Below are 19846 nucleotides of genomic sequence, written 5' to 3'. Positions count from 1 at the left end.
GAATCGATTTCCTGTCATATTAAGATAACAGCCCGCTTGCAGAGGGAAAAGTCATTGATCAGAATGAGCGTTCGACTCTTTGATAGAAATCCCATTCTGAACAGGCTGAGAACACATGGATCTGAAATTAACGGGAGCGGCAGTCGTCATTACCGGCGGTGCCAGCGGCATCGGTCTGGCGACGGCCCGCACATTTGCTGCGGAAGGCGCCGGAATTGTACTCTGGGACCAGTCGGACAAGGTGTCTGAAACTGCACGAGAGTTGAGCGAAGAAACGGGGCAAAGCGTCACCGGCTTTCAGGTCGACATCACGGATTTTACCGCCGTGCAGAAAACGACAGAACAGACCGTCGCTCAGACTTCAAAGATCACTCACCTGGTGCATGCTGCTGCCATCGGTTCCGGCAAGTTTGGATTTCCGTTTACGAACCTGACCCCCGCAGACTGGCCGCGCGTGTTTGAAGTCAACATGCAGGGCATGGTGCATGTTGCCCACGCCGTAGCTCCCGTCATGCAGGAAGCCGGGACAGGGAGTATGATTTTCATCAGCTCGATCGCCGGCCAGATAGGCTCTCAGACCGATCCCCCTTACAGTGCCTCTAAAGCAGCCAACATCAACTTTGCGCAGTGTCTCGCCAAAGATCTGGCCAGACATGGAATCCGTGTGAACTCGGTCTGCCCCGGTATGGTGCAGACGCCTCTAAATCGATCCGTCTGGCAAGCCTGGAATAATCGACAGGCACCCGCAGATCAGAAATCATATGAAGACTGGGCAGGTGAAAAGATCAGACAACTCGTGCCACTTCAACGCTGGCAGACCCCTGAAGACATCGCTGACATGATCGTCTTTCTCAGTTCCGCGCGCGCATCGCAGGTCACAGGACAGACCATCAACGTCGATGGCGGATTCGTCATGCACTGGTGATCAAAAAAAGAAAGCCCCTCGAAATCGGTTCCTGATTAATGGAACCAGCTACGAAGGGCTCAGTATTTTTAGAGCTGCGGACTATTCAGCAGCTTTGGTCTGATTGGCTGATTTAGCCAGACGAGACTTGGTGCGGGCAGCAGCATTCTTGTGAATGACACCTTTCGCAGCAGCCTGGTCGATCTGCTTGGCAGCGGCCTGCAGAGCTTTGGCAGCGACCTGTGCATCATCGCCTGAGATTGCAACACGGGCATTTTTGATTGCGGTTCTTAATTCCGAACGGGTGGAACGATTACGAAGACGACGGACATCACTTTTTCGCAACGCTCTTTTGGCACTTTTTGTGTTTGGCATGTTTCGACTTAAGTATTATCTGAGTAACTGTTTACGATACAAACTGGCTCACGTCGTTGAAGACAGTCGCCACATGATGATCTCAGGCAGATTGAGGAGTTTAACAACCTGCGGATCGATATTCCAGCTATTCCGAACTGCTATTACCAGCTTTTATCAGGAATTTTGGGAAACCGGCAGTTTTAATGACGGAAATTCATCAGGAAAGCCCACAACAAAACTACACATACGCACACTCACTCTGATCACATTCAGGCAGGAACTCCTTCACCTGATCCACCACTTCCCCCGGTGCCATCATCTTCCAGCCGTTGACGGGCATCTTTGTATTCATAATCGACGGCAAGAATTTCACTGTAATGATCATCTGCCAGATCCTTCTGCCCAGCTTCCTGGTACAAGCGTCCCAGCAGGTAATGTGCTTCCTTGAAGATTTCAGGTTTCTCATCTGATGACAGTTTCGGAAGTGCTTTTTCAAACTGGCGTTTGGCCAGCTCTTTTTTCCCATCGGCGTAGAAACATTTTCCTAACGCCACCAGTGCATCCGAGCTGATACGGGAATCCTTAACCGACTGCTGCAGCAGTGAGATCGCCGGCGACCATTTCTTCAGTCGAATGAATCGCTGTGCAAGCTCAAACTTGATTCTCATGTCCGCCGGATAACGTTCGACGCGTTTGGTAAAGACTTCGATTTCTCTTTTAATCAGAGCTTTGCTGATCAGAGTGACCTGTTTTTTCGCCTCTGCATTTTCACGATCATTGTTAAACTGATCTTTGGCGGCGGTCAGTTTATCGCGCAGCAGTTCCAGTTCAATATCTTCGATCTGTTCGCCGATATTCGAATCTTTTCCGGAAAGTTCATACGCCTTTTCGTAGTTCTCCTTGGATTCGAGCAGCTTCCCTTCACGACGATAGAAATCGGCCAGTCGGAGATAATGGTCCTTATTTTCCGGTTCTTTGCGAATGGCCCGTTGCAAGTCTGCTTCCTGTGACTGCCCGGGACCATCTGCCACATTCCCTCTTTGAGCCTGCTGACGTTGCTCACGGGTGGCGCGCCCTTCGTCGTAGGCCGACTGTTTCTTGACGCTACTAGCCTTATCGGCACCTTCATATCCGCCTTTAACCCGGGTCTCAGTCGCCATCAGCGAAGTCACTTTAGACCGGGCTTCACCATCCATGGGATCAAGTTTAAACGCCATTTCCCAGCATTCTCGGGCCGGTTTGTATTCCCCTTTTTCTTCCAGCAGTGTTCCCAGTTCCATGAAATAAGACTTGTTTGTTTTATCATTCTCAATCGCCACCTTGTATCCGAAGATGGCTGCATCTTCGTAGCCCAGGTTGGCGCAGGCTTCTCCCATATCGGCATTTAATCCCGCATCCCAGGGGTTCAGGGACAGACCTTCTTCAGCCAGTTGATCTACGGCCGCCCAGTCTTTTTTGCGGCGGGAATTTTTGATTTTCGTTTTCAGACCAGCCAGCTTGAGCATTCCCATTTTCGAACCGGAATGATTATCGCCATATTTTTTACGCTCGGCCCCTCGCTTGGTCTGGCGATACAATAAAGCTTCCGGTTCCAGTTTCACCGCGGTTGTGAACATCTCAATGGAATAATCCCAGTTCTCTTTCGACAGGGCTTCATTGCCTCGTCTCCAGCAGTCTGCAGCGATCTTTTTGTTTCTGTCCGATGTCATTTGCTCTTCCGCTGTTAACCAAATTCTCAAATCAAAATAAATGAGTGCCAGCGACACGCCCGCGCGAGAGCAGTCTCTTACTGATCTGGTGGGTTTGCCCGCACTTCCGGTGGTTATACTTCATTACGCATCAGTGTTACATCTTACAAGATTTTTTAACACCTTGCCATCACAAGTTTTACTTAATTTTAATACACACTCGTCCCCTTCAGACCAGAAACCACTGTCACTGTACTTGCAACTCTGATCTCTGAAACCCACAATAGATTTCAAATCAGGAGCCTGTCTGGCTCTGAACTCCATTCAACGATTAATCCATACACCACCCGATCAACGAACGCCTTTGGGAGAATACCATGAAGCAGTTTTCGATTTGCGCCCTTTCAGGCTGCTGTGCACTCTTACTTTTCACACACCTCTGCCAGGCAGACTCTAAATCCCCCAAGTGGGCAGCGACCAGCATTAAAAAGGCAGGCCCCGACTTTAAGATCCAGGGAGAATACTCGGGAACCATCGGCGAAGGTGATGAAGCTTTGAAATATGGCGTTCAGGTAATCGCAAAGGGAGAGGGCGAGTTCGACGCGGTCGGTTATCCCGGCGGCCTGCCCGGTGATGGCTGGAAGCAGGAAGAGAAAATCACCGTCACCGGTGAAAAGCGAGGCGATGTGATCAGCTTTGTCTCGGAACATGGTCGCGGCGATCTCAAAGACGGCGAAATGACTCTGTTCGACTCAGACGGAAATGAGGTCGGCGTGCTTGAGAAAGTTCATCGCGAAAGCCCCACGCTCGGCAAAAAAGCACCGGCAGGCGCGATCGTACTGTTTGATTCTGCCCAGGCAGAACAGACCGTCAAGAATTTTGAAAATGGTCAGATCACTGCAGACGGTCTGTTGAAAGAAGGCGTCACCAGCAAACAGAAATTCAAAGATGGTCACCTGCATCTGGAATTTCAGTTACCCTTCATGCCACAGGCTCGCGGACAGGGCAGAAGTAACAGTGGCTGCTACGTACTGGGACGATACGAAGTTCAGATCCTCGATTCATTCGGCCTGGAAGGCAAAGACAACGAATGCGGAGGCATCTACAAACTGGGAGCCCCCAGCGTCAACATGTGCTTCCCCCCTCTGGCCTGGCAGACTTATGATATCGATTTCCAGTCCGCGAAATATGACAAAGACGGAAACAAGACTGCCAAAGCACGCATCACAGTCAAGCACAATGGTGTCACCGTGCAGGACGATCAGGAAATTGACGAGCCCACTCCGGGCGGCACCAACAAGGATGAATCAGTAGCAGGTCCCCTGTTTCTGCAGAACCATTCCAATCCGGTTCGTTTCCGAAATATCTGGGTGCAGGAAAAATAATCAAGCGTTCCTTTACCGCATTTCCATCCTGAGATTTCCTGATTGAGGGCCACACCCAGATGACTGACACGGAAAATCTGCCTGCAGAAAGTACAGAAATCGCGCTGAAAACCAGACTCTGCCTGATGATGTTTCTGCAGTATTTTGTGCAGGGATGCTACCTGCCCATCATCACTCTGTATCTGATTCAGGCTCTGGGCTTCTCTGCCTGGCAGATTGGTGTGTTTGGAGCAGCGCTGGCCGTCGGTCCGTTGCTCGCCCCCTTCCTGTTTGGGCAGATCGTCGATCGCCACTATGCGACCGAACGTGTGCTGGCGTTCTGCCACCTGTCTGGCGGGATCATCATGCTGGCACTGTTCGTACAACAGAGCTTTTGGCCCGTTGTAATCCTGGGCGTGCTGTATTCCATTCTGTATGTTCCCACCATGATGTTGACGAATTCGTTGTCCTTCCAGCATCTGAAAGACTCCGATAAAGAGTTCCCTCTGATCCGCCTGTGGGGTACGATCGGTTTTGTCGTTCCCGCCTGGATCGCTGAGGGCGTCTTTCTGGCGAATCTCAAAGGAGAAGCACTTAACACGGGTCGGGGTGTTGTACTCGCCATGGCAGGAGTCGTGGGACTCGTGATGGCGGCCTACTGTCTGACTCTGCCTCACACTCCCCCTGTGAAAAGTGACAAGAAAGATCTGGCCCCGGGAAAAGTGCTGAAGATGCTCAAGTACCGCCATTTTCTGGTCCTGGTGACTGTCGCTTTTATCATATCAATCGTGCATAAGTTTTACTTTCAATGGAACAGTCCGTTTTTGAGTGCGGTCCTGAAGCAGGCGGACGTCACCGGTGCCTGGGAACAACGCATCAGTTCCATCGGTCAGGTATTCGAAGTTCTGGTGATGGCGGTCCTCGGCTTCGGGATTAAAAAGTATGGCTTCAAAACGGTCATGCTGGTCGGCCTGCTTTCCTATCTGGTTCGCAGTCTCATCTTTGCCTATGCATCCACAATTGGAACCGTTGCCATCGTGAAAGGCTTCACGGTCGCCATCGCCCTCACCTGCGTGGGACAGGCGATGCACGGACTCTGCTTCGGCTGCTTCCTGGCCGCCGCTTATATCTATGTGGATAAAGTCTCACCCCTGGATGTACGCGGCAGCATGCAGACGTTTTTCGGAACGTTCGTGTTTGGACTCGGGATGTTCGCCGGAGGGTTCATCAGCGGATCGATCGGCGACTATTTCACTTCGACGGGAAAAGACACGCTGGTGCGCACCACATGGAATATTCCCTCGCAGACGGGCATCATCGAATTCACTCAGAAAAACCTGTCTGGTGAAACCGCACAGATGCTGCGGGACTGGCCTGGCATCTGGCTCAGTAGTGCGGCGATTGCTTTGTTCGCCACGCTCATGTTCTGGGTCCTGTTTCCCAAAACCGATACATCTCAACGGATGGCACATACAGAAGACCTGGGTTAATGCCTTTTCATATCGCAGAACATCAACTGATTGGTGGAATCCTTCTGATCCTTTCCCTGATCGGTTTGATCAAGGCACAATGGTTTGTTGCTAACACTCGCAAAGGGCAAAGGCTCACAATCTCTTTCGGGCCGAAGTATGCGCTCTGGATTTTTCGGCTGATCTTCATCACAGGGATTCTCTTTGGGACAACACTGGTAACAGGATCAATCCAACCCATACAGTGGGATCGATGAAGTCCGGCCTCTTAAACCTGCCAGATTGGCACCGTCCTGAACCGCAATTGTGACGATATCCACATGCCAGATTGACATCCGAGCCCCTTTCCCTGCCATCTCCGAGGCCAGCTTCCACGACGTAATCCATTACACAACAGGAACATACAACTCCTTTAAGTGAAAAAGGCTCTCTACTACCAAATGGTATGCCCTTTGCTTATTACTGGATACAGCTGAAATTCACTGACGTTTAAGGATAGAGAAAATGCCGATATTTCGCTGGGACCAGTCATGGAATCCATTACGGGACCTGGAGCGTGAAGTCGACCGTTTGATTCAAGGGGTTGAGTTCACCGTTCAGGGAATTCGTATGCCCCGCCAGTACCCTGCCGTCAATATATTTGAACTGGAACATGAGTTTCTGATCACAGCCGAGCTGCCAGGGATGCAGGTTCAGGATCTGGAACTGACCATCGCCAATGGCGTACTGACTTTAAAGGGACATCGCGATTCTCCAGTGGTGGATAATCGAGACATTCCCGAAGAGCGATTCCGTCGCAGAGAGCGTACCTTCGGTGAATGGCAGAGATCAATCAGCATCCCGGATCGGATCTCGGACGAGCAGCTCTCCGCTGAATTTAATGACGGCGTGTTGAAGATTCATCTTCCCAAACTGGAAGAAGAGCTTCCCCGTCAGATTCCGGTGAGTTCAGGAGAATAGGACAAAGCAATGAGCCGACAACACAACGAAGATGAACCAAGGGAACTTTCCTCCCCGGAGCAGTTTGTTTTCACTCCGCCGATTGATATCTATGAAACCGACGAAGGTCTTGTGCTGTACGCGGATCTTCCCGGAGTTTCGGTCGGCTCGCTGGAGCTGCAGGTTCAGGACAATAAACTGACCCTGCTGGGAAGAGTCGAACCACAAATTCCCGAGGGGGCACGTCCCTTACATAAGGAATACGAAGTCGGCAATTATCTGCGTTCGTTCATCCTGAGCGGCGAAATTGTACACAGCGAAATCGAAGCCAAGCTGGCAAACGGGGTCCTGCGGATTTTCCTTCCCAAAGCTCCCAAAGCAGAACCACGCCGAATCCAGGTGAATACGGGCTGAGTGGAAACTCTCTGCAACATTCGAAGTTTACTTTCTCCCCGCCTGCCTCTTCTGCACACTCTCACTCTGTAGTGAAGAGGGGCGTAAATCTTCTTCCTTGATCAACCTCTGATTGAGTTGCTGCAGTTCCAGCGCCTCCTCACGTTTGCCCGCTAAACCAGCGGCGCGCGCCAAAGCAGAAATATAACGTCTGTCAGTCTGCTGATTCGCATACAGAGGCTTTAACAGTTCATAAGCCTGCTCACCTTTTCTCTGATAAATCAGGAGGTCGGCTTTCAGCAGCAGAGATTCAAGATCCTCCGGATCAGTGCCCATGGCCTGATCAATATACGAAATCGACTTCTCGATGTTCCCCTGATTTCGATTGATGATTGCCAGATACCGCAACGCCGTCGTCGACTCGGGTTTTTCGGCAAGACACCATTTCGCTTCGCGCGTCGCCGTTTCCAGATCCCCCGAATACAAAGCGGCATACGCCAGATTTAAATGAGCGTCATACAACCCGGGCTCCTGATACAGAGCCTGTTTCAAAGGTCCCGTCATTTCTATCGTGCGTCCTGCCTGTTTTAAAATTTCAGCGACCAGCAGATAGTCGTCTGCCGCTTCTCCCCCCAGTTCGATATTACGCCGGGCATATCTGAGCGCCCGGTTGGATCTCCCCTGTTGGAACAGCAGTTCCGCCATGCTTTTCTGATAGCGACGTTCTTCAGGAAACTCACGCACCAGAATGAATAACGCCGACGTCGCCCGATCATCGAGTCCCTGCTCCATCGCAATCTTCGCAATGGCTTCGACCGCTTCGTAATAGCGGGGATGCCGTTCTGTGACATGCGAAAAATTTTCCAGAGCCTGGAAGGGAGCGCGATCCTGAATCAGTTCGCCCAGTTGGAAATGGGCAAATTCATCATCGGGGTGATTCTGGAGATACGCGATCAGTTCTTTCCGCTTTGCCTTTTCTGAATTTCGCGCAGACGCTTCTGAAGCCGTCGGCTGGCTGGTACTGGAATCCCCTGATTCGGATTCAAACAGCAGAAAGAGAAACAACGCAAGACAGCCGCCAGTCAGAATCAGGAAACCGCTGGATAAAAAGGGATTTCTTTTCTGTTTAACGAAAGGACTCGTCAGTTTTTCAGATTCTGTCAGGCGATTCATAGTCAGGGTTGGGTTTGAGACTGGTCTGGTAAAACGCTGGTTCCCTCTATCAATGTATAACGGCCCCCCGGCTGTAATCCAGTCCAGTTTTCGGTTTTCCCACCCGGCCATCTGACTTTGACGGAGATTTCTGAACGGCAGTCACCCAGCCCACAGGTAATCCAGGCTTCATCCGCGGAAAGATAACTGCTGCTCCCTTTTCTTAGCCGGGTTAGTTTTCGTGAATCACTCACCACTTCCACGACCGCCCCGATCGCACTCCGATTGGAAGTGGTACCCACTAACTGCAGCGCCATGCTTTTGTGAATCTGTTCTGAGCGGTTTTCCAGCAGGACCAGTCGCTCATTCAAATGGGAGACGGCAAGATCAACCAGTCCATCCTGGTTAAAATCAGCCACGGCACAACCTCGGCCCACCTGTTTCGTTTTGAAGAATTCTCCGGACTTTTCGGAAACATCCTGAAACCGCGTACCAGCCTGATTGAGAAACAACTGCGGCTCCTGCTCGTAAGGTTCGCTTTTCCCCAACTGAGATAACCGGTCGTGCACGTGCCCGTTCGTGACAAACAGATCTTCCCAGCCATCATTATTCACATCGAGAAACGAAGTACCAAACCCCAGACGCGCATGACTGGGCGCAGCCAGCCCCGTCTCATCGGTCACATCCAGAAAAAACAATCCCCCTTCATTCCGATATAGCGTATTGGTTTCACCAAAATAATTAGTGACAAACAGATCCACTTCACCGTCGCCATTATAGTCGGCTCCCGCCAGTCCCATCCCTGCTTCCCGGTCACCGCTTCGGTTGAATGCCAGACCGGCAACCAGCGCCTGATCGGTAAATACACCCTGGCCATTATTGATCCAGAGCTGATTCGCGACCGAATCGTTGGCGATGTACAGATCGATGTCGCCATCCTGATCATAGTCGGCTGCGAAGACTCCCAGCCCCTGTCGCGCCGGCTCACTATGCAGGCCCGCTTTCTGGGACACATCCAGAAACGCACCATTTCCCAGATTGAGATAGACCACATCATACTGGCCCGGAACGTAGCGCGGATGACAGATGAAATAAACGCGCGCCCCGTCGACCCGGCGACTGCAGATCGGATAGTGTTCCCGATCGATCTCCAGGTAATTCACCACATACAGATCCAGCAGTCCATCCCCATTGATGTCGGCCCAGGTACAACTGGCCCCGTACCCCGGATCATCGACGTGCGCTAAAGAAGAAACCTGTGAAAAGGTTCCGTCCCCCTGATTACAGTACAACAGGTTGCGTCCGAAGGCGCTCACATACAAATCATCGAAGCCGTCATGATTATAATCGCCCACCGCGATTCCCATCGAGTAGTTCATCACCGTCAATCCCGAGACAGCGGTCACATCCTGAAACTGACCGTTTCTGCGATTCCAGTAAAGACGATTGGAGAGCGCCACGTCGACAGGCTGCCCCTGTTTCCGTTTAACGTTACTCCACTCTTCCCCCTGTGCACAAAACAGATCAGGGAAACCATCGCGATCAAAATCAACCCAGCCCACGCCGGACCCCATCATCAGATGCAGGTGTCGTTTGACCGTCACGGGAGAACGATGCTGAAAGTTTATCTGCGCCGCATTGGTCACATCCTGAAAGGAGATTGCCGATGGTTTCTCTTCTGCGCAGAGGGAGCAATTCTGCGAGAAAAGCAGCAGACCGCATAAAGCAGCCAGGCAGACCGATCTGACACTTCGATTAAAAAGGAAACTGGTCATCCAGATTGGCCTCAGAGAGTTCGACGACAAATTGAGACAGGCGGTCAACCAGGATCTGCATCAGCCGCTCCCCCTTCTCTGCAGTCGCCTTGTGCGGATTTCCGGAACCCGAATTCGTCGTGAGCAGATGCCAGGGGCGGGTAATGCTGACCCAGCCCTCATTGACTGCAGAGAAACGAGTGGCATTCGTCGCCCCCTCGTCAGCGTGTAACGCGCCGGATGCGGGATCGCGGTTAACCAGATGGGGAAAGTAGGCCAGTGCCAGAGACGTCTCCATTTCGCCTGCATGGTCATCCGGATTTTCAAAAATCTCCGCTTTCACATCTGCCGATGTGCCTCGAAACCAGTCGGCCAGGAAAATCTGCACCGTCGTAGAACCGTGCAGTTCGCGCAGCAGTGGTTTAAAGTCATTCCCGCCATGACTGTTGAGTATCAGCAGTTTATTAACCCCATGATTCGCCAGGGAATCGACGAGATCCATAATCATCTGCCCCAGTGTCGAGGGATTCACATTCATCGACAGCGGAAAGGCAGACTGATTGGTTTCCGTACCGTAAGGGATCGGCGGCAGCATCACAACTTTCGCCCCTCGCTGGTGGGCAGCCTCACAGACCCGCGCGCTGATGGCGTCGGCTTCGTAGGTGTCTGTCCCGTAAGGCAAATGCAGATTATGGGGCTCGGTCGCCCCCATCGGCAATACGGCGACCTGGTAAGGATTCTCTTTCACATAAGCATAATTGATCTCGGACAGAATCCAGGGACGGATTGCAGATTCAGCAGACACGCGGTTTTCTCCTCACCTGTTGAGATTTGAATCGATCATTTTCAGACCACAATCATCCTACCAGAATCTGTGTGCAAGCTCCTATTCTCTCACCTCCAGATATTATAAATATATACATTCTTGCCTGATGTTTCCCTGTATTCTAATGAACAGAAGCGGTATTCTGAATATGTCACTATCTGGCAGGATCGCTTAAAGGAAGAATCATGGAGAACTGGTACATCAGACGAGAGAATGAAACCGCTGGTCCCCTGACGCTGGCCCGAATGCGCGAACTGATCCAGGAAGGAAAACTCCAGAAATCGGATCTGGTTCGCAGAGGCGAAGACGGCAATTTCATTACGGCAGCGCACGTTCTGGAGCTGTTTCCCGGTAGTGGTACCAGTCAACACGCGGCTCAAGAAACGGAACCGCCTCCCCGTAAAAGTTATACAGTTCTCATTTCAGGACTTGTGATTGCCGTCCTGACAATCATCCTGGGACTAGGCGCAATTCTCCTGTTACAGAAAGTCGAAGCGGAAAATCGACTTTTGTCACAGAAGAATTTAAAACAAATCGGCCTGGCAATGAGTAATTATCATGACACCTATAGTACCTTTCCTCCCGGTGGAACCCAGACTCACGATGGCAAGCCTTATCTCAGCTGGCAAACATCGATTTTGCCGTATATCGATCAGGCCCCGCTTTACAATGAAGTTATTTTTGAACAACCATGGACTCATCCGCAAAACTATCCCTTGTTCAAAACTGTCATTGATCTGTATTTAAATCCGGCAATCAGACAGAACGTTTCCGAAGAAGGATTAGCCCTGACTCATTATGCAGGCAATAAACAGGTACTCAAAACCAACGGTGTCATGCGCTACCCTTATTTTAAAGATGGCACCGCAAATACCATCCTGGCAGTGGAAGTGGCGGAAAACTTTAAACCCTGGGGCGATCCCACAAACACGGCAGAGCCTGCTGAGATAATCGGCCCCGGAAAGAAATCGTCCTTTACCGGCGGAAACCATCTCTTGTTTGCAGATGGATCGGTTCGCTTTGTGACAGATCAGATTAACCCGGAATTACTCAAAGCATTGAGTACACCCGCGGGACGCGAGCGAATGGACAAATTCTGAATTTTTGTTTTCTCATTTTCTGCTGTGATTAACTGAAGAAAAAAAATCACCCCCACCATCAAGGATAGCTGCTATGGCTAACTGGTATGTGAAACGTGGAAGTCAAATCGCCGGCCCTCTGACACGAGACCGCCTGAATCAGCTGGCTGCGGAAGGCAAAGTTCAAAAAACGGACCTCGTCAGAGAGGGTGAAGAGGGAGAATTTCATCCTGCGGCTGATGTGAATGATCTCTTCACCGGCTCTGAAACCTCCGCCTGGGATGAATTTGAAGCAGGTCCGGAAACACAACCACAGTCCAGTCAAGCTGCGCCGAAAAAGAGTCATACCACTTTGATCATCATCCTGGCGGTCATCGGTGTCGGCGGCATATTTATGGTGATGGTTATGCTCGCGCTTTTGCTGCCTGCAGTAGAGCAGGCCCGGGAAGCGGCTCGTCGATCTGCTTCAAAAAATAATCTCAGGCAGATCGGGCTGGCTTTACACAATTACCACGACGTCTATAGTTCTTTCCCTCCCGGTGGAACCCAGACCACAGACGGTGTGCCTTACCAGAGCTGGTCCACGGCGCTGTTACCCTACGTCGAACAGGCCCCCCTTTATAGTCGGGTAGATTTTGATCAACCCTGGACCGCCCCGGATAATATCGATTTGTTCAAACAGGAAATCCCGATTTATCTGAACCCCAATATCGAAGAACGCGTCTCGCCGGAAGGCCTGGGGCTGTCTCATTACGTAGGCAACGAACTGGTCATGAAAATCAATTCAGGAATCGGAATCCGTGATATCACCGATGGTAGTTCCAATACGATTCTGGCATTCGAAGTCGGCGAGAATTTTAAACCCTGGGGAGATCCTACGAATATCGCACTTCCGGCAGATCGAATGGGCCCCGGCAACAAACCGGCGTTCAGCGGAGGCAGTCATGTATTACTGGGAGACGGCAGCGTCCGCTTCGTTTCGGAAAACATCGATCCTTCAATCTTGAAAAAACTGGAAACTCCCGGCGGTGGAGAACGACTTGGTGAGTTTTGACTTCGTGACCAACTTTGACAGCATTCATAATATTGAAAGCAGACGTTTATGGCGAACTGGTACGTAAAACGCGGAAGTCAGGTTGCAGGTCCCCTCACTCGGGAAAGACTGAATCAACTCGCTGCCGAAGGCAAAGTTCAAAAAGCAGATCTCGTCAGAGAGGGTGAGGAAGGTGAATTTCACCCCGCTGCAGAAGTGAGCGATCTCTTCACCGGAGCGGTGTCCTCCGCCTGGGATGAGTTTGAAACAGGATCGCAAACTGATCCCCCATCCCCTCCCAAAAACAGCAAGACGTCCCTGATTATCATACTGGCCGTGGTCGGCGTGGGGGGAATCTTTGTCGTGGGAATCCTGCTCGCATTACTTCTGCCGGCAGTGCAACAGGCGCGGGAAGCAGCCCGTCGATCGCACTCAAAAAATAATCTCAAGCAGATTGGGCTGGCGTTGCACAACTACCATGAAACACATGGAATTTTACCGCCGGGTGGAACCTTAACGATTGACGGCGCGCCTTCGCAAAGCTGGGAAACCTTTATTCTCCCTTTCATGGGTGAGGCTCCCCTCTACAATAAGATTGACTTCGACTATGCCTGGAACAGTCCTGCCAACCAGGGCATCTTTACAAAAGAGATGCCCTTCTACCTGAACCCGAATATTGAGGAAAAGGTCTCCCCGGAAGGATTGCCACTCTCCCATTACGTGGGAAATGAATTGTTGATGAGCCCCAATCATGGCGACAGATTTCGCCAGGTCGAAGATGGTTTGGCCTATACGATCATGGCCTTTGAAGTGGGAGAAAACTTCAAGCCCTGGGGAGATCCCACTAATTTCGCTGACCCTGCGGACCGCATCGGTCCTCCCAACCGGCCTTCTACCACAGGAGGGAACCAGGTCCTGATGGGAGATGGCAGCATCCGTTTTGTGTCAGAGAATATTGATCCCGCGATATTAAAAGCTTTGAGTACCCCTGATGGAGGCGAACGAATCTATGATTACTAATACCGAACAGTCCCTGGTCCAACCAACGGCCCCCGACAACTTCACACCTTCTGCCAGTACATTCCTCATTATTCTGGTGGGTTGCCTGTTTGCCGTCGCTCTTCTGGCATTTCTATTCAGCCCTGTCGTCGAAAAGATGAAAATCCAGAAACGCAATCTCGCCCGTCAATCAGTTTCAAAAAGCAACATGAAACAGCTGGGATTGGCATTGTGGAACTATCAGAAAGAGCACCAGACGTTCCCTGCGGGTGCGACGTTCACCAAAACAGGAACGCCTCTGCATAGCTGGCAGACCCGGATCCTCCCCTTTGTCGATCAGGATCAACTGTATCAGCAGATCGATTTAGAGAAACCCTGGAACGATCCGGCAAATCAACAGCACTTTCAACGAATCGTTCGGTGTTATGTCGTTCCCTGGAGTGATGAACTGAAATCGCCTGAGGAATATGCTTTATCTCATTATGTAGGAAACGAACTACTGCTGACAAAAAATCAGGGGATACCGCTCAGTCAGATCACCGATGGAGCCTCACACACGATTTCGGCGGTTGATCGAGGCGATCACTTCAAAGCCTGGGGAGATCCCGCAAACGTTGCCAGGCCCGCCGATGTCATTGGTCCCGATAAGAAAACCCTGTTTCCCGGCGGCAACCTCATCCTCTTCAGTGACGGTCACGTTCAATTCGTATCAAATAAAATCGACCCGCAAATCCTGAAAGACCTCAGCACCCCCGATGGGGGAGAAGCAAAATGCGAATTCTAATTTCGCTTTTGACAGGGAGACAACATGGACGATCAAGAACTCAACCAGGCCCCCCCTACCGAACAGAGCTCATTCCTGTATTACACGGCTCTCACAGGGGGGATCCTCCTGCTGGGACTCATCATAGTCCCTGCTGTCCTCCCTCCGGTTGAGCAGTCGAGAGATGCGGCAAGGCGGAGTACATCAAAAAACAATCTGAAACAGATCGGACTGGCAATCCACCTTTATGATGACCGTCATGATCTGCTCCCCGCCGGTTCGATTGAAAGAGCAGCAGGTCAACCCGGTCACAGCTGGCTGACTGCCATTCTGCCGTATATCGGCGAGGAACCACTTTATCGGCAGATCGATTTTAACAAAGCCTGGAATGATCCCGCCAATCAGAAACCGTTTCAGCAATTAATCAATGCCTATCATAATCCCAAAATTCAGGACACAGTCTCTCCCGCTGGCTATGCACTGAGCAGCTACCAGGGGAATCAACTGGTTTTAAAACCGAACCAGGGAACACGCATCAGTGAAATCAGGGACGGGGTGTCGAACACCATTTTTGCTGTCGAAACTGGAGAGGACTTCAAGCCCTGGGGTGATCCTGCCAACCTGACTAACCCGTCACAGATGTTTGCGACCGGCAAAACAAATCCGTACGTGGGAGGGAAACACGTCCTGTTCGGAGATGGAAGTGTGCGCTTTCTTTCAGAACTCACTGATCCTGCAGTCCTGAAATCATTAAGCACACCTGATGGCGGCGAAAAAGTGGGAGACTATTAAGTCCCGCTCTGGTACAATAATATCAGGCCCTGATTCCTCAAGTTAACAGTAGAGGTTGGGAGGCAGAGACATGTCAGGTTGGTACATCAAAAGAGATGATCAAATCACCGGTCCCTTCTCCAGAGAACAGTTGGAAGAGTTCGTGGCTGCGGGCGAGATCACCGAATCAGACCTGATCAGACAGGAAGCAGCCCGAGATTTCTTTCCCGCTTCCATGCTGCCCGGCCTGTTCTTTGAAATCGATGAAACGAAATCGGCCCCTGAAGACCACCACAGTAGAGTCCCGGTACTGCTACTCGTACTGTGCCTCATTCTTGTCATTGGATTTTCCTTGCCCGCCTTCCAGCCGAAAAGAGGTTCTCGACGATCTGTCACTAAAAACAATATGAAACAGATCGGTCTGGCGCTCCATAATTACAGTTATAACAATTCTCATTCTTCTGAAACATTTCCGCCGGGAGCGATTACCACAGCGAATGGAGAACCCCTGCATAGCTGGCAGGCATTGATCCTCCCCTATCTGGATCAGCAGGCTCTTTACAAACAGATCGATTTCAGCAAGCCGTGGAATGTCCGCGCCAACCAGAAACCGTTTCAACAGGAAGTCCCGGAATATCTCAATCCCAGAACGAAAGCCAGACGCACGTCGGATGACTATGCTTTATCGCATTACATCGGAAATGAACTGGTCCTGAAACAGAACACCGGCATGCCCTTCAATGAGATTTGCGATGGGATGTCAAATACCATTCTGGCGGTAGAAATCGGCGAACAGTTCAAAACCTGGGGCGATCCGACTTCGCTGAACGTACCCGAAAAAGTGATCGGCCCCAACAGAAAATCTCCTTCCACCGGAGGAACTCATGTCTTACTCGCAGATGGGGTAGTACGATTTATCCCGCAAGACATTGATCCTGCGATATTGAAAGCCCTCAGCACACCAGCGGGCGGTGAAGAGATTGGAGAGTATTAGGCATCATTTTTTAATTGTTTTGAGGGTAATTCGCAGGAAAGTGACGCTCACCAGGATTGGTATTAACCGCGGCTAACGCCGTGCGGCTGATTTTTTTTAAGAACTTTGTCAGTCGGCGTTCCCTGCTCCCCTCTAGCGAGAGCAAGTCATTCGCTATTAGCCGAAGGGCGTTAGCCCCGGTTCTTCATCTCGTAGAGATGAAACCGCACCTTAATGTCGGGCTTCGTAGAGTTGAACGACGACACCATCCAGGAAACTGGCCAGACGCGTTGCCGCCCGCGAAGCATCGCCGCGCATCTTCCACATTTCCTTGATGCTCTCCGGTCGTTTGAAGACAGCTCCTAACGCTGCTCCTGCTCGGACGGCCCCCGTTTCTCCCAGGATCGACATGATTTCGGGAGGCAGGTCGGTTGAACAGTCATCGCTGATCGCGCGAATCGCCATGAAGCCTTTTTTCGCTGCCTGACAGACCTGCGCCACCGCCAGACTTTCCAGATCAACGGCCAATGCGTCAAATTGTGCTGCCAGTTTTAATTTTTCGTCGACGGTACGAACTATTTCGTCCGTATTCAGAATCCGCCCGACATACAGCCCGTGCTCCGGATCTTCCGGGAAATGGACATCGTTCTGCAGTTCCTGTCCGTGCAGGTCACTCACCGAAGTCGCGACCACGATGTCGCCCGTTTTCATTTCCGGTTTCAAGGCACCAGAAAACCCCACCGACAATACCCAAGGGGGCGAATGCGCGTCGATCAGCGCCTGGGTCGCAGCCCGGGCGCGGGCAAAGCCCACTCCCGTCTGTACGACCGCGACTTTGATTCGATCCAGAAAACCACCCCGAAACACATACGAACCGCCGGTATATTTTTTGACGTGCTCACAGCGATCCAGAAAAGGCTGGATCTCCATCGGCAGAGCACAAACCAGCCCTATATCCGCATGCGCTTTATCGACTTCGGGTGGATTCAAGAGGCGTGTTCCTGTTCGAACTGAGTCATCATTTCAATTAACTTATCCACACCTTCTGCGGGGAAAGCATTGTAGATACTGGCACGCATTCCGCCGACACTACGATGGCCTTTCAGACCATCCAGCCCGGCTGCGGTTGCCTTGGAAATGAACTGGGCATCCAGGTCTGCATCGCCGGTCACGAAAGTGACATTCATCAGCGAACGATCCTGTTTCGCAGCGGTCGCTTTGAACAGCTTGCTCTGCTCCAGGTAATCATACAGTTTACCAGCCTTGGCCTGATTCTGCTCCTGAATCGCAGCTAATCCGCCCTCTGCTTTCAACCATTTCAGAACCTGTCCCAACACGTAAATCCCGAATGTGGGCGGCGTATTGTACATGGAACCCGCTTCGGAGTGGGTCCGGTACTGCAGCATTGTCGGGATGTCAGTCGGTCCCTGTTCGATCAGATCATCGCGAATGATGACCAGCGTCACGCCACTGGGACCCAGGTTTTTCTGAGCACCTGCGTAGACGACTCCGTATTTAGAGATATCAATGGGACGCGAGAAGATATCACTGCTCGCATCACAGATCAGGGGCACGCCTGCTGGCACGGTCGGTTCGGTCGCGAACTCAGTTCCGTAGATCGTATTATTGGAAGTGAAATGTACGTAAGCAGGATTTTCGCTGAGAGAAACTTCCTCAGGAATGTAAGAGAAGTTCTTGTCTTCACTGCTGCAGGCGACATTCACATTACCGAAGCTCTTGGCTTCTTTGACCGCTTTTTTCGACCAGGAACCGGTGACCAGATAATCGGCGGTCTGATCCTTCTTCAGCAGGTTCATCGGAATCATAAAAAACTGGCTCGATGCCCCGCCCTGCAGAAACAGCACCTTGTAGTTCTCGGGAACGGAAGCCAGCTCCCGGACCAGCGCTTCCGCTTCATCATAAACGGAGATGAATGCTTTACTGCGATGCGAGTGTTCCAGAACGCCAATTCCGGTATCGCCCAGAGAAATGAGGTCCTTCTGAGCCTGTTCCAGTACTGGTAAGGGAAGAGCCGCCGGTCCCGCAGAAAAGTTGTAAATTCTTTCTGTCATTTTAGATATCTCAACATCAGTTGCGGACTGATTGATGGGTTCAGTCCTGAGTCACCAGTTTTGTGTCAATATTACGGACGATACCGTACCTCTTGGAACCATCCTTGAGGATATTGGCAAGCGTTCGCTTGTTTTGCCATTCAGCATCGATATTATGGAGTCTGCTTTTCTTCATAAATGGAGCAGAGCTAAATTATCCAGAATTCCCAAGAATAGTCACGTTTTCCGGCGAATCATTGCCCTGTTTGATTGATCTGTTATTTAATGTCCAGCTCTCCCAATCCACTTTCCAGAGGACCCCGCGTCCAGTCTTTTCAACCTCCCCAAGGCGACCTGACCATCATGGCCGGCTCGGGAAATCCCATCCTGGCACAAGCCATTGCCGATGAGCTTGGTATTCGATTGACACCCTGTGAAGCCCACCAGTTCAGTGAAGGGAATATCTTCGTCCGGATTCTGGAAAATGTGCGGGGGCGCGATGTCTATATCATTCAAGGCGTCCACTACCCTGTGAACGATAACTTTGTTGAACTTCTGTTCTGGATTGATGCCCTGAAACGGGCCAGCGCGCAGCAGATTACCGCGGTCATCCCCTTTTTCAGTTATGCCAAGGGGGACAAAAAAGACGAGCCACGGGTTTCGATCCGGGCCCGCGTCTGTGCCGACGCGATTGAAGTCGCCGGCGCCGACCGCGTACTGACGATGGACCTGCACAGCCCGCAGATTCAGGGCTTCTTCAGTGTTCCCGTCGATCACCTGTATGGACGCCATGTCATCAGCGATCATATTCGCAAGATGAATATCAAAGATCTGGTGGTCTGTAGTCCGGACGTCGGCTTTGCCAAAGAAGCCTCTGACTTCGCGAAGCTCCTGGGAACACCCGTTGTGATTGGTAACAAACTTCGCAAAGACCATTCCGAGACCGTTGAAGTTCTGGAAGTCATCGGTGAAGTCGAAGGGAAAAATGTGATCCTGGTGGATGACTTCACCATCACCGGCCGCACCCTGGTCAGTATGGCTGAAGTTCTGAAGAAGAAAGGGGCCAAAGACATCTATGCCGCGGTGACACACGGCGTTCTGTCTAAAGGAGCAGCCGAGCGGATCGGCGCGAGTCCTTTGAAAAAGATGTTTATGACCAATACCCTGGAAACTCAGATTGATCCGCTGCCGGATAACATCGAAGTACTTTCGGTCGCGCACTCCTTTGCCGCCGCCATTCGATCCATTCACGACCGGACGAGTGTGAGTACGCTGTTTCCGGAAAAACGAACGAAGAAATAACACTCTCTTTTTATCGCTAACAGTCAGAG

The 19846-nt window shown here is 51.3% G+C and carries 19 protein-coding genes; 12 read left to right on the top strand and 7 right to left on the bottom strand.

Features of this window, described 5'->3' with window-relative positions; all coding sequences use genetic code 11:
• Positions 1 to 115: 115 nt before the first annotated feature.
• Positions 116 to 925 carry an SDR family NAD(P)-dependent oxidoreductase gene (locus ACN0YN_RS00765; protein ID WP_417383062.1) on the top strand — a complete coding sequence of 270 codons (810 nt, stop codon included), beginning with the start codon at positions 116 to 118 and terminating at the stop codon, positions 923 to 925.
• An 81-nt stretch (positions 926 to 1006) separates the two neighbouring features.
• Here the strand turns inward: ACN0YN_RS00765 and rpsT are convergent, their stop codons facing one another.
• Both rpsT and ACN0YN_RS00755 read right to left on the bottom strand, forming a co-directional pair.
• A complete protein-coding gene (gene rpsT, locus ACN0YN_RS00760; RefSeq protein ID WP_417383061.1) occupies positions 1007 to 1279 on the bottom strand; it encodes a 30S ribosomal protein S20 in 273 nt (90 codons plus the stop codon).
• A gap of 251 nt (positions 1280 to 1530) precedes the next feature.
• Positions 1531 to 2970, bottom strand: a complete 1440-nt coding sequence (locus ACN0YN_RS00755) for a tetratricopeptide repeat protein (RefSeq protein ID WP_417383060.1) — start codon at positions 2968 to 2970, stop codon at positions 1531 to 1533.
• 356 nt (positions 2971 to 3326) lie between these two features.
• On the opposite strand from ACN0YN_RS00755, the gene ACN0YN_RS00750 reads away from it, so the two are divergent.
• The 4 genes from ACN0YN_RS00750 (at position 3327) to ACN0YN_RS00735 (ending at position 7135) form a co-directional block, all read left to right on the top strand.
• Entirely contained in the window at positions 3327 to 4334 is a 1008-nt protein-coding gene (locus tag ACN0YN_RS00750; RefSeq protein ID WP_417383059.1) for a 3-keto-disaccharide hydrolase, read from the top strand.
• Between the two features lie 59 nt (positions 4335 to 4393).
• Positions 4394 to 5803: an MFS transporter gene (locus tag ACN0YN_RS00745; protein ID WP_417383058.1), complete on the top strand. Its 1410-nt coding sequence runs from the start codon at positions 4394 to 4396 to the stop codon at positions 5801 to 5803.
• A gap of 483 nt (positions 5804 to 6286) precedes the next feature.
• Entirely contained in the window at positions 6287 to 6742 is a 456-nt protein-coding gene (locus ACN0YN_RS00740) for an Hsp20/alpha crystallin family protein (RefSeq protein ID WP_417383057.1), read from the top strand.
• A 9-nt stretch (positions 6743 to 6751) separates the two neighbouring features.
• Positions 6752 to 7135, top strand: coding sequence for an Hsp20/alpha crystallin family protein (locus tag ACN0YN_RS00735; RefSeq protein ID WP_417383056.1), 384 nt, complete (start codon positions 6752 to 6754; stop codon positions 7133 to 7135).
• 27 nt (positions 7136 to 7162) lie between these two features.
• Here ACN0YN_RS00735 and ACN0YN_RS00730 read toward each other — a convergent pair whose 3' ends face one another.
• From ACN0YN_RS00730 to ACN0YN_RS00720, 3 genes are read right to left on the bottom strand one after another with little or no spacing between them, the layout of a single operon-like run.
• Positions 7163 to 8287, bottom strand: a complete 1125-nt coding sequence (locus tag ACN0YN_RS00730; protein ID WP_417383055.1) for a tetratricopeptide repeat protein — start codon at positions 8285 to 8287, stop codon at positions 7163 to 7165.
• A gap of 2 nt (positions 8288 to 8289) precedes the next feature.
• Positions 8290 to 10041 carry a CRTAC1 family protein gene (locus ACN0YN_RS00725; RefSeq protein WP_417383054.1) on the bottom strand — a complete coding sequence of 584 codons (1752 nt, stop codon included), beginning with the start codon at positions 10039 to 10041 and terminating at the stop codon, positions 8290 to 8292.
• Positions 10022 to 10825, bottom strand: coding sequence for a creatininase family protein (locus tag ACN0YN_RS00720; protein ID WP_417383053.1), 804 nt, complete (start codon positions 10823 to 10825; stop codon positions 10022 to 10024). The genes ACN0YN_RS00725 and ACN0YN_RS00720 overlap by 20 nt, the downstream gene beginning before the upstream one ends.
• 206 nt (positions 10826 to 11031) lie before the next feature.
• Between ACN0YN_RS00720 and ACN0YN_RS00715 the strand changes: the two genes are divergently transcribed.
• The 6 genes from ACN0YN_RS00715 to ACN0YN_RS00690 all read left to right on the top strand — a co-directional run bounded on the left by ACN0YN_RS00715 (position 11032) and on the right by ACN0YN_RS00690 (position 16485).
• Positions 11032 to 11946, top strand: a complete 915-nt coding sequence (locus tag ACN0YN_RS00715; protein WP_417383052.1) for a DUF1559 domain-containing protein — start codon at positions 11032 to 11034, stop codon at positions 11944 to 11946.
• Positions 11947 to 12019: 73 nt separating this feature from the next.
• Entirely contained in the window at positions 12020 to 12979 is a 960-nt protein-coding gene (locus ACN0YN_RS00710) for a DUF1559 domain-containing protein (protein WP_417383051.1), read from the top strand.
• A gap of 48 nt (positions 12980 to 13027) precedes the next feature.
• Positions 13028 to 13978, top strand: a complete 951-nt coding sequence (locus tag ACN0YN_RS00705) for a DUF1559 domain-containing protein (protein ID WP_417383050.1) — start codon at positions 13028 to 13030, stop codon at positions 13976 to 13978.
• Positions 13968 to 14741, top strand: coding sequence for a DUF1559 domain-containing protein (locus ACN0YN_RS00700; RefSeq protein ID WP_417383049.1), 774 nt, complete (start codon positions 13968 to 13970; stop codon positions 14739 to 14741). The genes ACN0YN_RS00705 and ACN0YN_RS00700 overlap by 11 nt, the downstream gene beginning before the upstream one ends.
• 24 nt (positions 14742 to 14765) lie before the next feature.
• The gene (locus tag ACN0YN_RS00695) at positions 14766 to 15512 is read left to right on the top strand and encodes a DUF1559 domain-containing protein (RefSeq protein WP_417383048.1); all 747 of its coding nucleotides are present in this window, start codon (positions 14766 to 14768) and stop codon (positions 15510 to 15512) included.
• A 70-nt stretch (positions 15513 to 15582) separates the two neighbouring features.
• The gene (locus tag ACN0YN_RS00690; RefSeq protein WP_417383047.1) at positions 15583 to 16485 is read left to right on the top strand and encodes a DUF1559 domain-containing protein; all 903 of its coding nucleotides are present in this window, start codon (positions 15583 to 15585) and stop codon (positions 16483 to 16485) included.
• 210 nt (positions 16486 to 16695) lie between these two features.
• Here the strand turns inward: ACN0YN_RS00690 and ACN0YN_RS00685 are convergent, their stop codons facing one another.
• Positions 16696 to 17454 carry a 5'-methylthioadenosine nucleosidase gene (locus tag ACN0YN_RS00685; RefSeq protein WP_417383046.1) on the bottom strand — a complete coding sequence of 253 codons (759 nt, stop codon included), beginning with the start codon at positions 17452 to 17454 and terminating at the stop codon, positions 16696 to 16698.
• On the bottom strand, positions 17451 to 18536 hold the full coding sequence (gene serC / locus ACN0YN_RS00680) for a 3-phosphoserine/phosphohydroxythreonine transaminase (RefSeq protein ID WP_417383045.1): 1086 nt from the start codon (positions 18534 to 18536) through the stop codon (positions 17451 to 17453). The genes ACN0YN_RS00685 and serC overlap by 4 nt, the downstream gene beginning before the upstream one ends.
• Positions 18537 to 18800: 264 nt before the next feature.
• Between serC and ACN0YN_RS00675 the strand changes: the two genes are divergently transcribed.
• Positions 18801 to 19817, top strand: a complete 1017-nt coding sequence (locus tag ACN0YN_RS00675; protein WP_417383044.1) for a ribose-phosphate diphosphokinase — start codon at positions 18801 to 18803, stop codon at positions 19815 to 19817.
• Positions 19818 to 19846 lie beyond the last annotated feature (29 nt).

It is taken from the genome of Gimesia sp. (genome assembly GCF_048260065.1).
Classification (GTDB): Bacteria; Planctomycetota; Planctomycetia; order Planctomycetales; family Planctomycetaceae; genus Gimesia.
The sequence above is the reverse complement of the archived record's forward strand: the minus strand, read 5'-3'. Positions and strand labels throughout refer to the sequence as shown.

What these genes read in the sequence shown, in the direction of transcription:
- ACN0YN_RS00765 (WP_417383062.1), top strand. Translation starts at nt 116, where the DNA reads ATGGATCTGAAATTAACGGGAGCGGCAGTCGTCATTACCGGCGGTGCC.
- rpsT (WP_417383061.1), bottom strand. Translation starts at nt 1,279, where the DNA reads ATGCCAAACACAAAAAGTGCCAAAAGAGCGTTGCGAAAAAGTGATGTC.
- ACN0YN_RS00755 (WP_417383060.1), bottom strand. Translation starts at nt 2,970, where the DNA reads ATGACATCGGACAGAAACAAAAAGATCGCTGCAGACTGCTGGAGACGA.
- ACN0YN_RS00750 (WP_417383059.1), top strand. Translation starts at nt 3,327, where the DNA reads ATGAAGCAGTTTTCGATTTGCGCCCTTTCAGGCTGCTGTGCACTCTTA.
- ACN0YN_RS00745 (WP_417383058.1), top strand. Translation starts at nt 4,394, where the DNA reads ATGACTGACACGGAAAATCTGCCTGCAGAAAGTACAGAAATCGCGCTG.
- ACN0YN_RS00740 (WP_417383057.1), top strand. Translation starts at nt 6,287, where the DNA reads ATGCCGATATTTCGCTGGGACCAGTCATGGAATCCATTACGGGACCTG.
- ACN0YN_RS00735 (WP_417383056.1), top strand. Translation starts at nt 6,752, where the DNA reads ATGAGCCGACAACACAACGAAGATGAACCAAGGGAACTTTCCTCCCCG.
- ACN0YN_RS00730 (WP_417383055.1), bottom strand. Translation starts at nt 8,287, where the DNA reads ATGAATCGCCTGACAGAATCTGAAAAACTGACGAGTCCTTTCGTTAAA.
- ACN0YN_RS00725 (WP_417383054.1), bottom strand. Translation starts at nt 10,041, where the DNA reads ATGACCAGTTTCCTTTTTAATCGAAGTGTCAGATCGGTCTGCCTGGCT.
- ACN0YN_RS00715 (WP_417383052.1), top strand. Translation starts at nt 11,032, where the DNA reads ATGGAGAACTGGTACATCAGACGAGAGAATGAAACCGCTGGTCCCCTG.
- ACN0YN_RS00710 (WP_417383051.1), top strand. Translation starts at nt 12,020, where the DNA reads ATGGCTAACTGGTATGTGAAACGTGGAAGTCAAATCGCCGGCCCTCTG.
- ACN0YN_RS00705 (WP_417383050.1), top strand. Translation starts at nt 13,028, where the DNA reads ATGGCGAACTGGTACGTAAAACGCGGAAGTCAGGTTGCAGGTCCCCTC.
- ACN0YN_RS00700 (WP_417383049.1), top strand. Translation starts at nt 13,968, where the DNA reads ATGATTACTAATACCGAACAGTCCCTGGTCCAACCAACGGCCCCCGAC.
- ACN0YN_RS00695 (WP_417383048.1), top strand. Translation starts at nt 14,766, where the DNA reads ATGGACGATCAAGAACTCAACCAGGCCCCCCCTACCGAACAGAGCTCA.
- ACN0YN_RS00690 (WP_417383047.1), top strand. Translation starts at nt 15,583, where the DNA reads ATGTCAGGTTGGTACATCAAAAGAGATGATCAAATCACCGGTCCCTTC.
- serC (WP_417383045.1), bottom strand. Translation starts at nt 18,536, where the DNA reads ATGACAGAAAGAATTTACAACTTTTCTGCGGGACCGGCGGCTCTTCCC.
- ACN0YN_RS00675 (WP_417383044.1), top strand. Translation starts at nt 18,801, where the DNA reads ATGTCCAGCTCTCCCAATCCACTTTCCAGAGGACCCCGCGTCCAGTCT.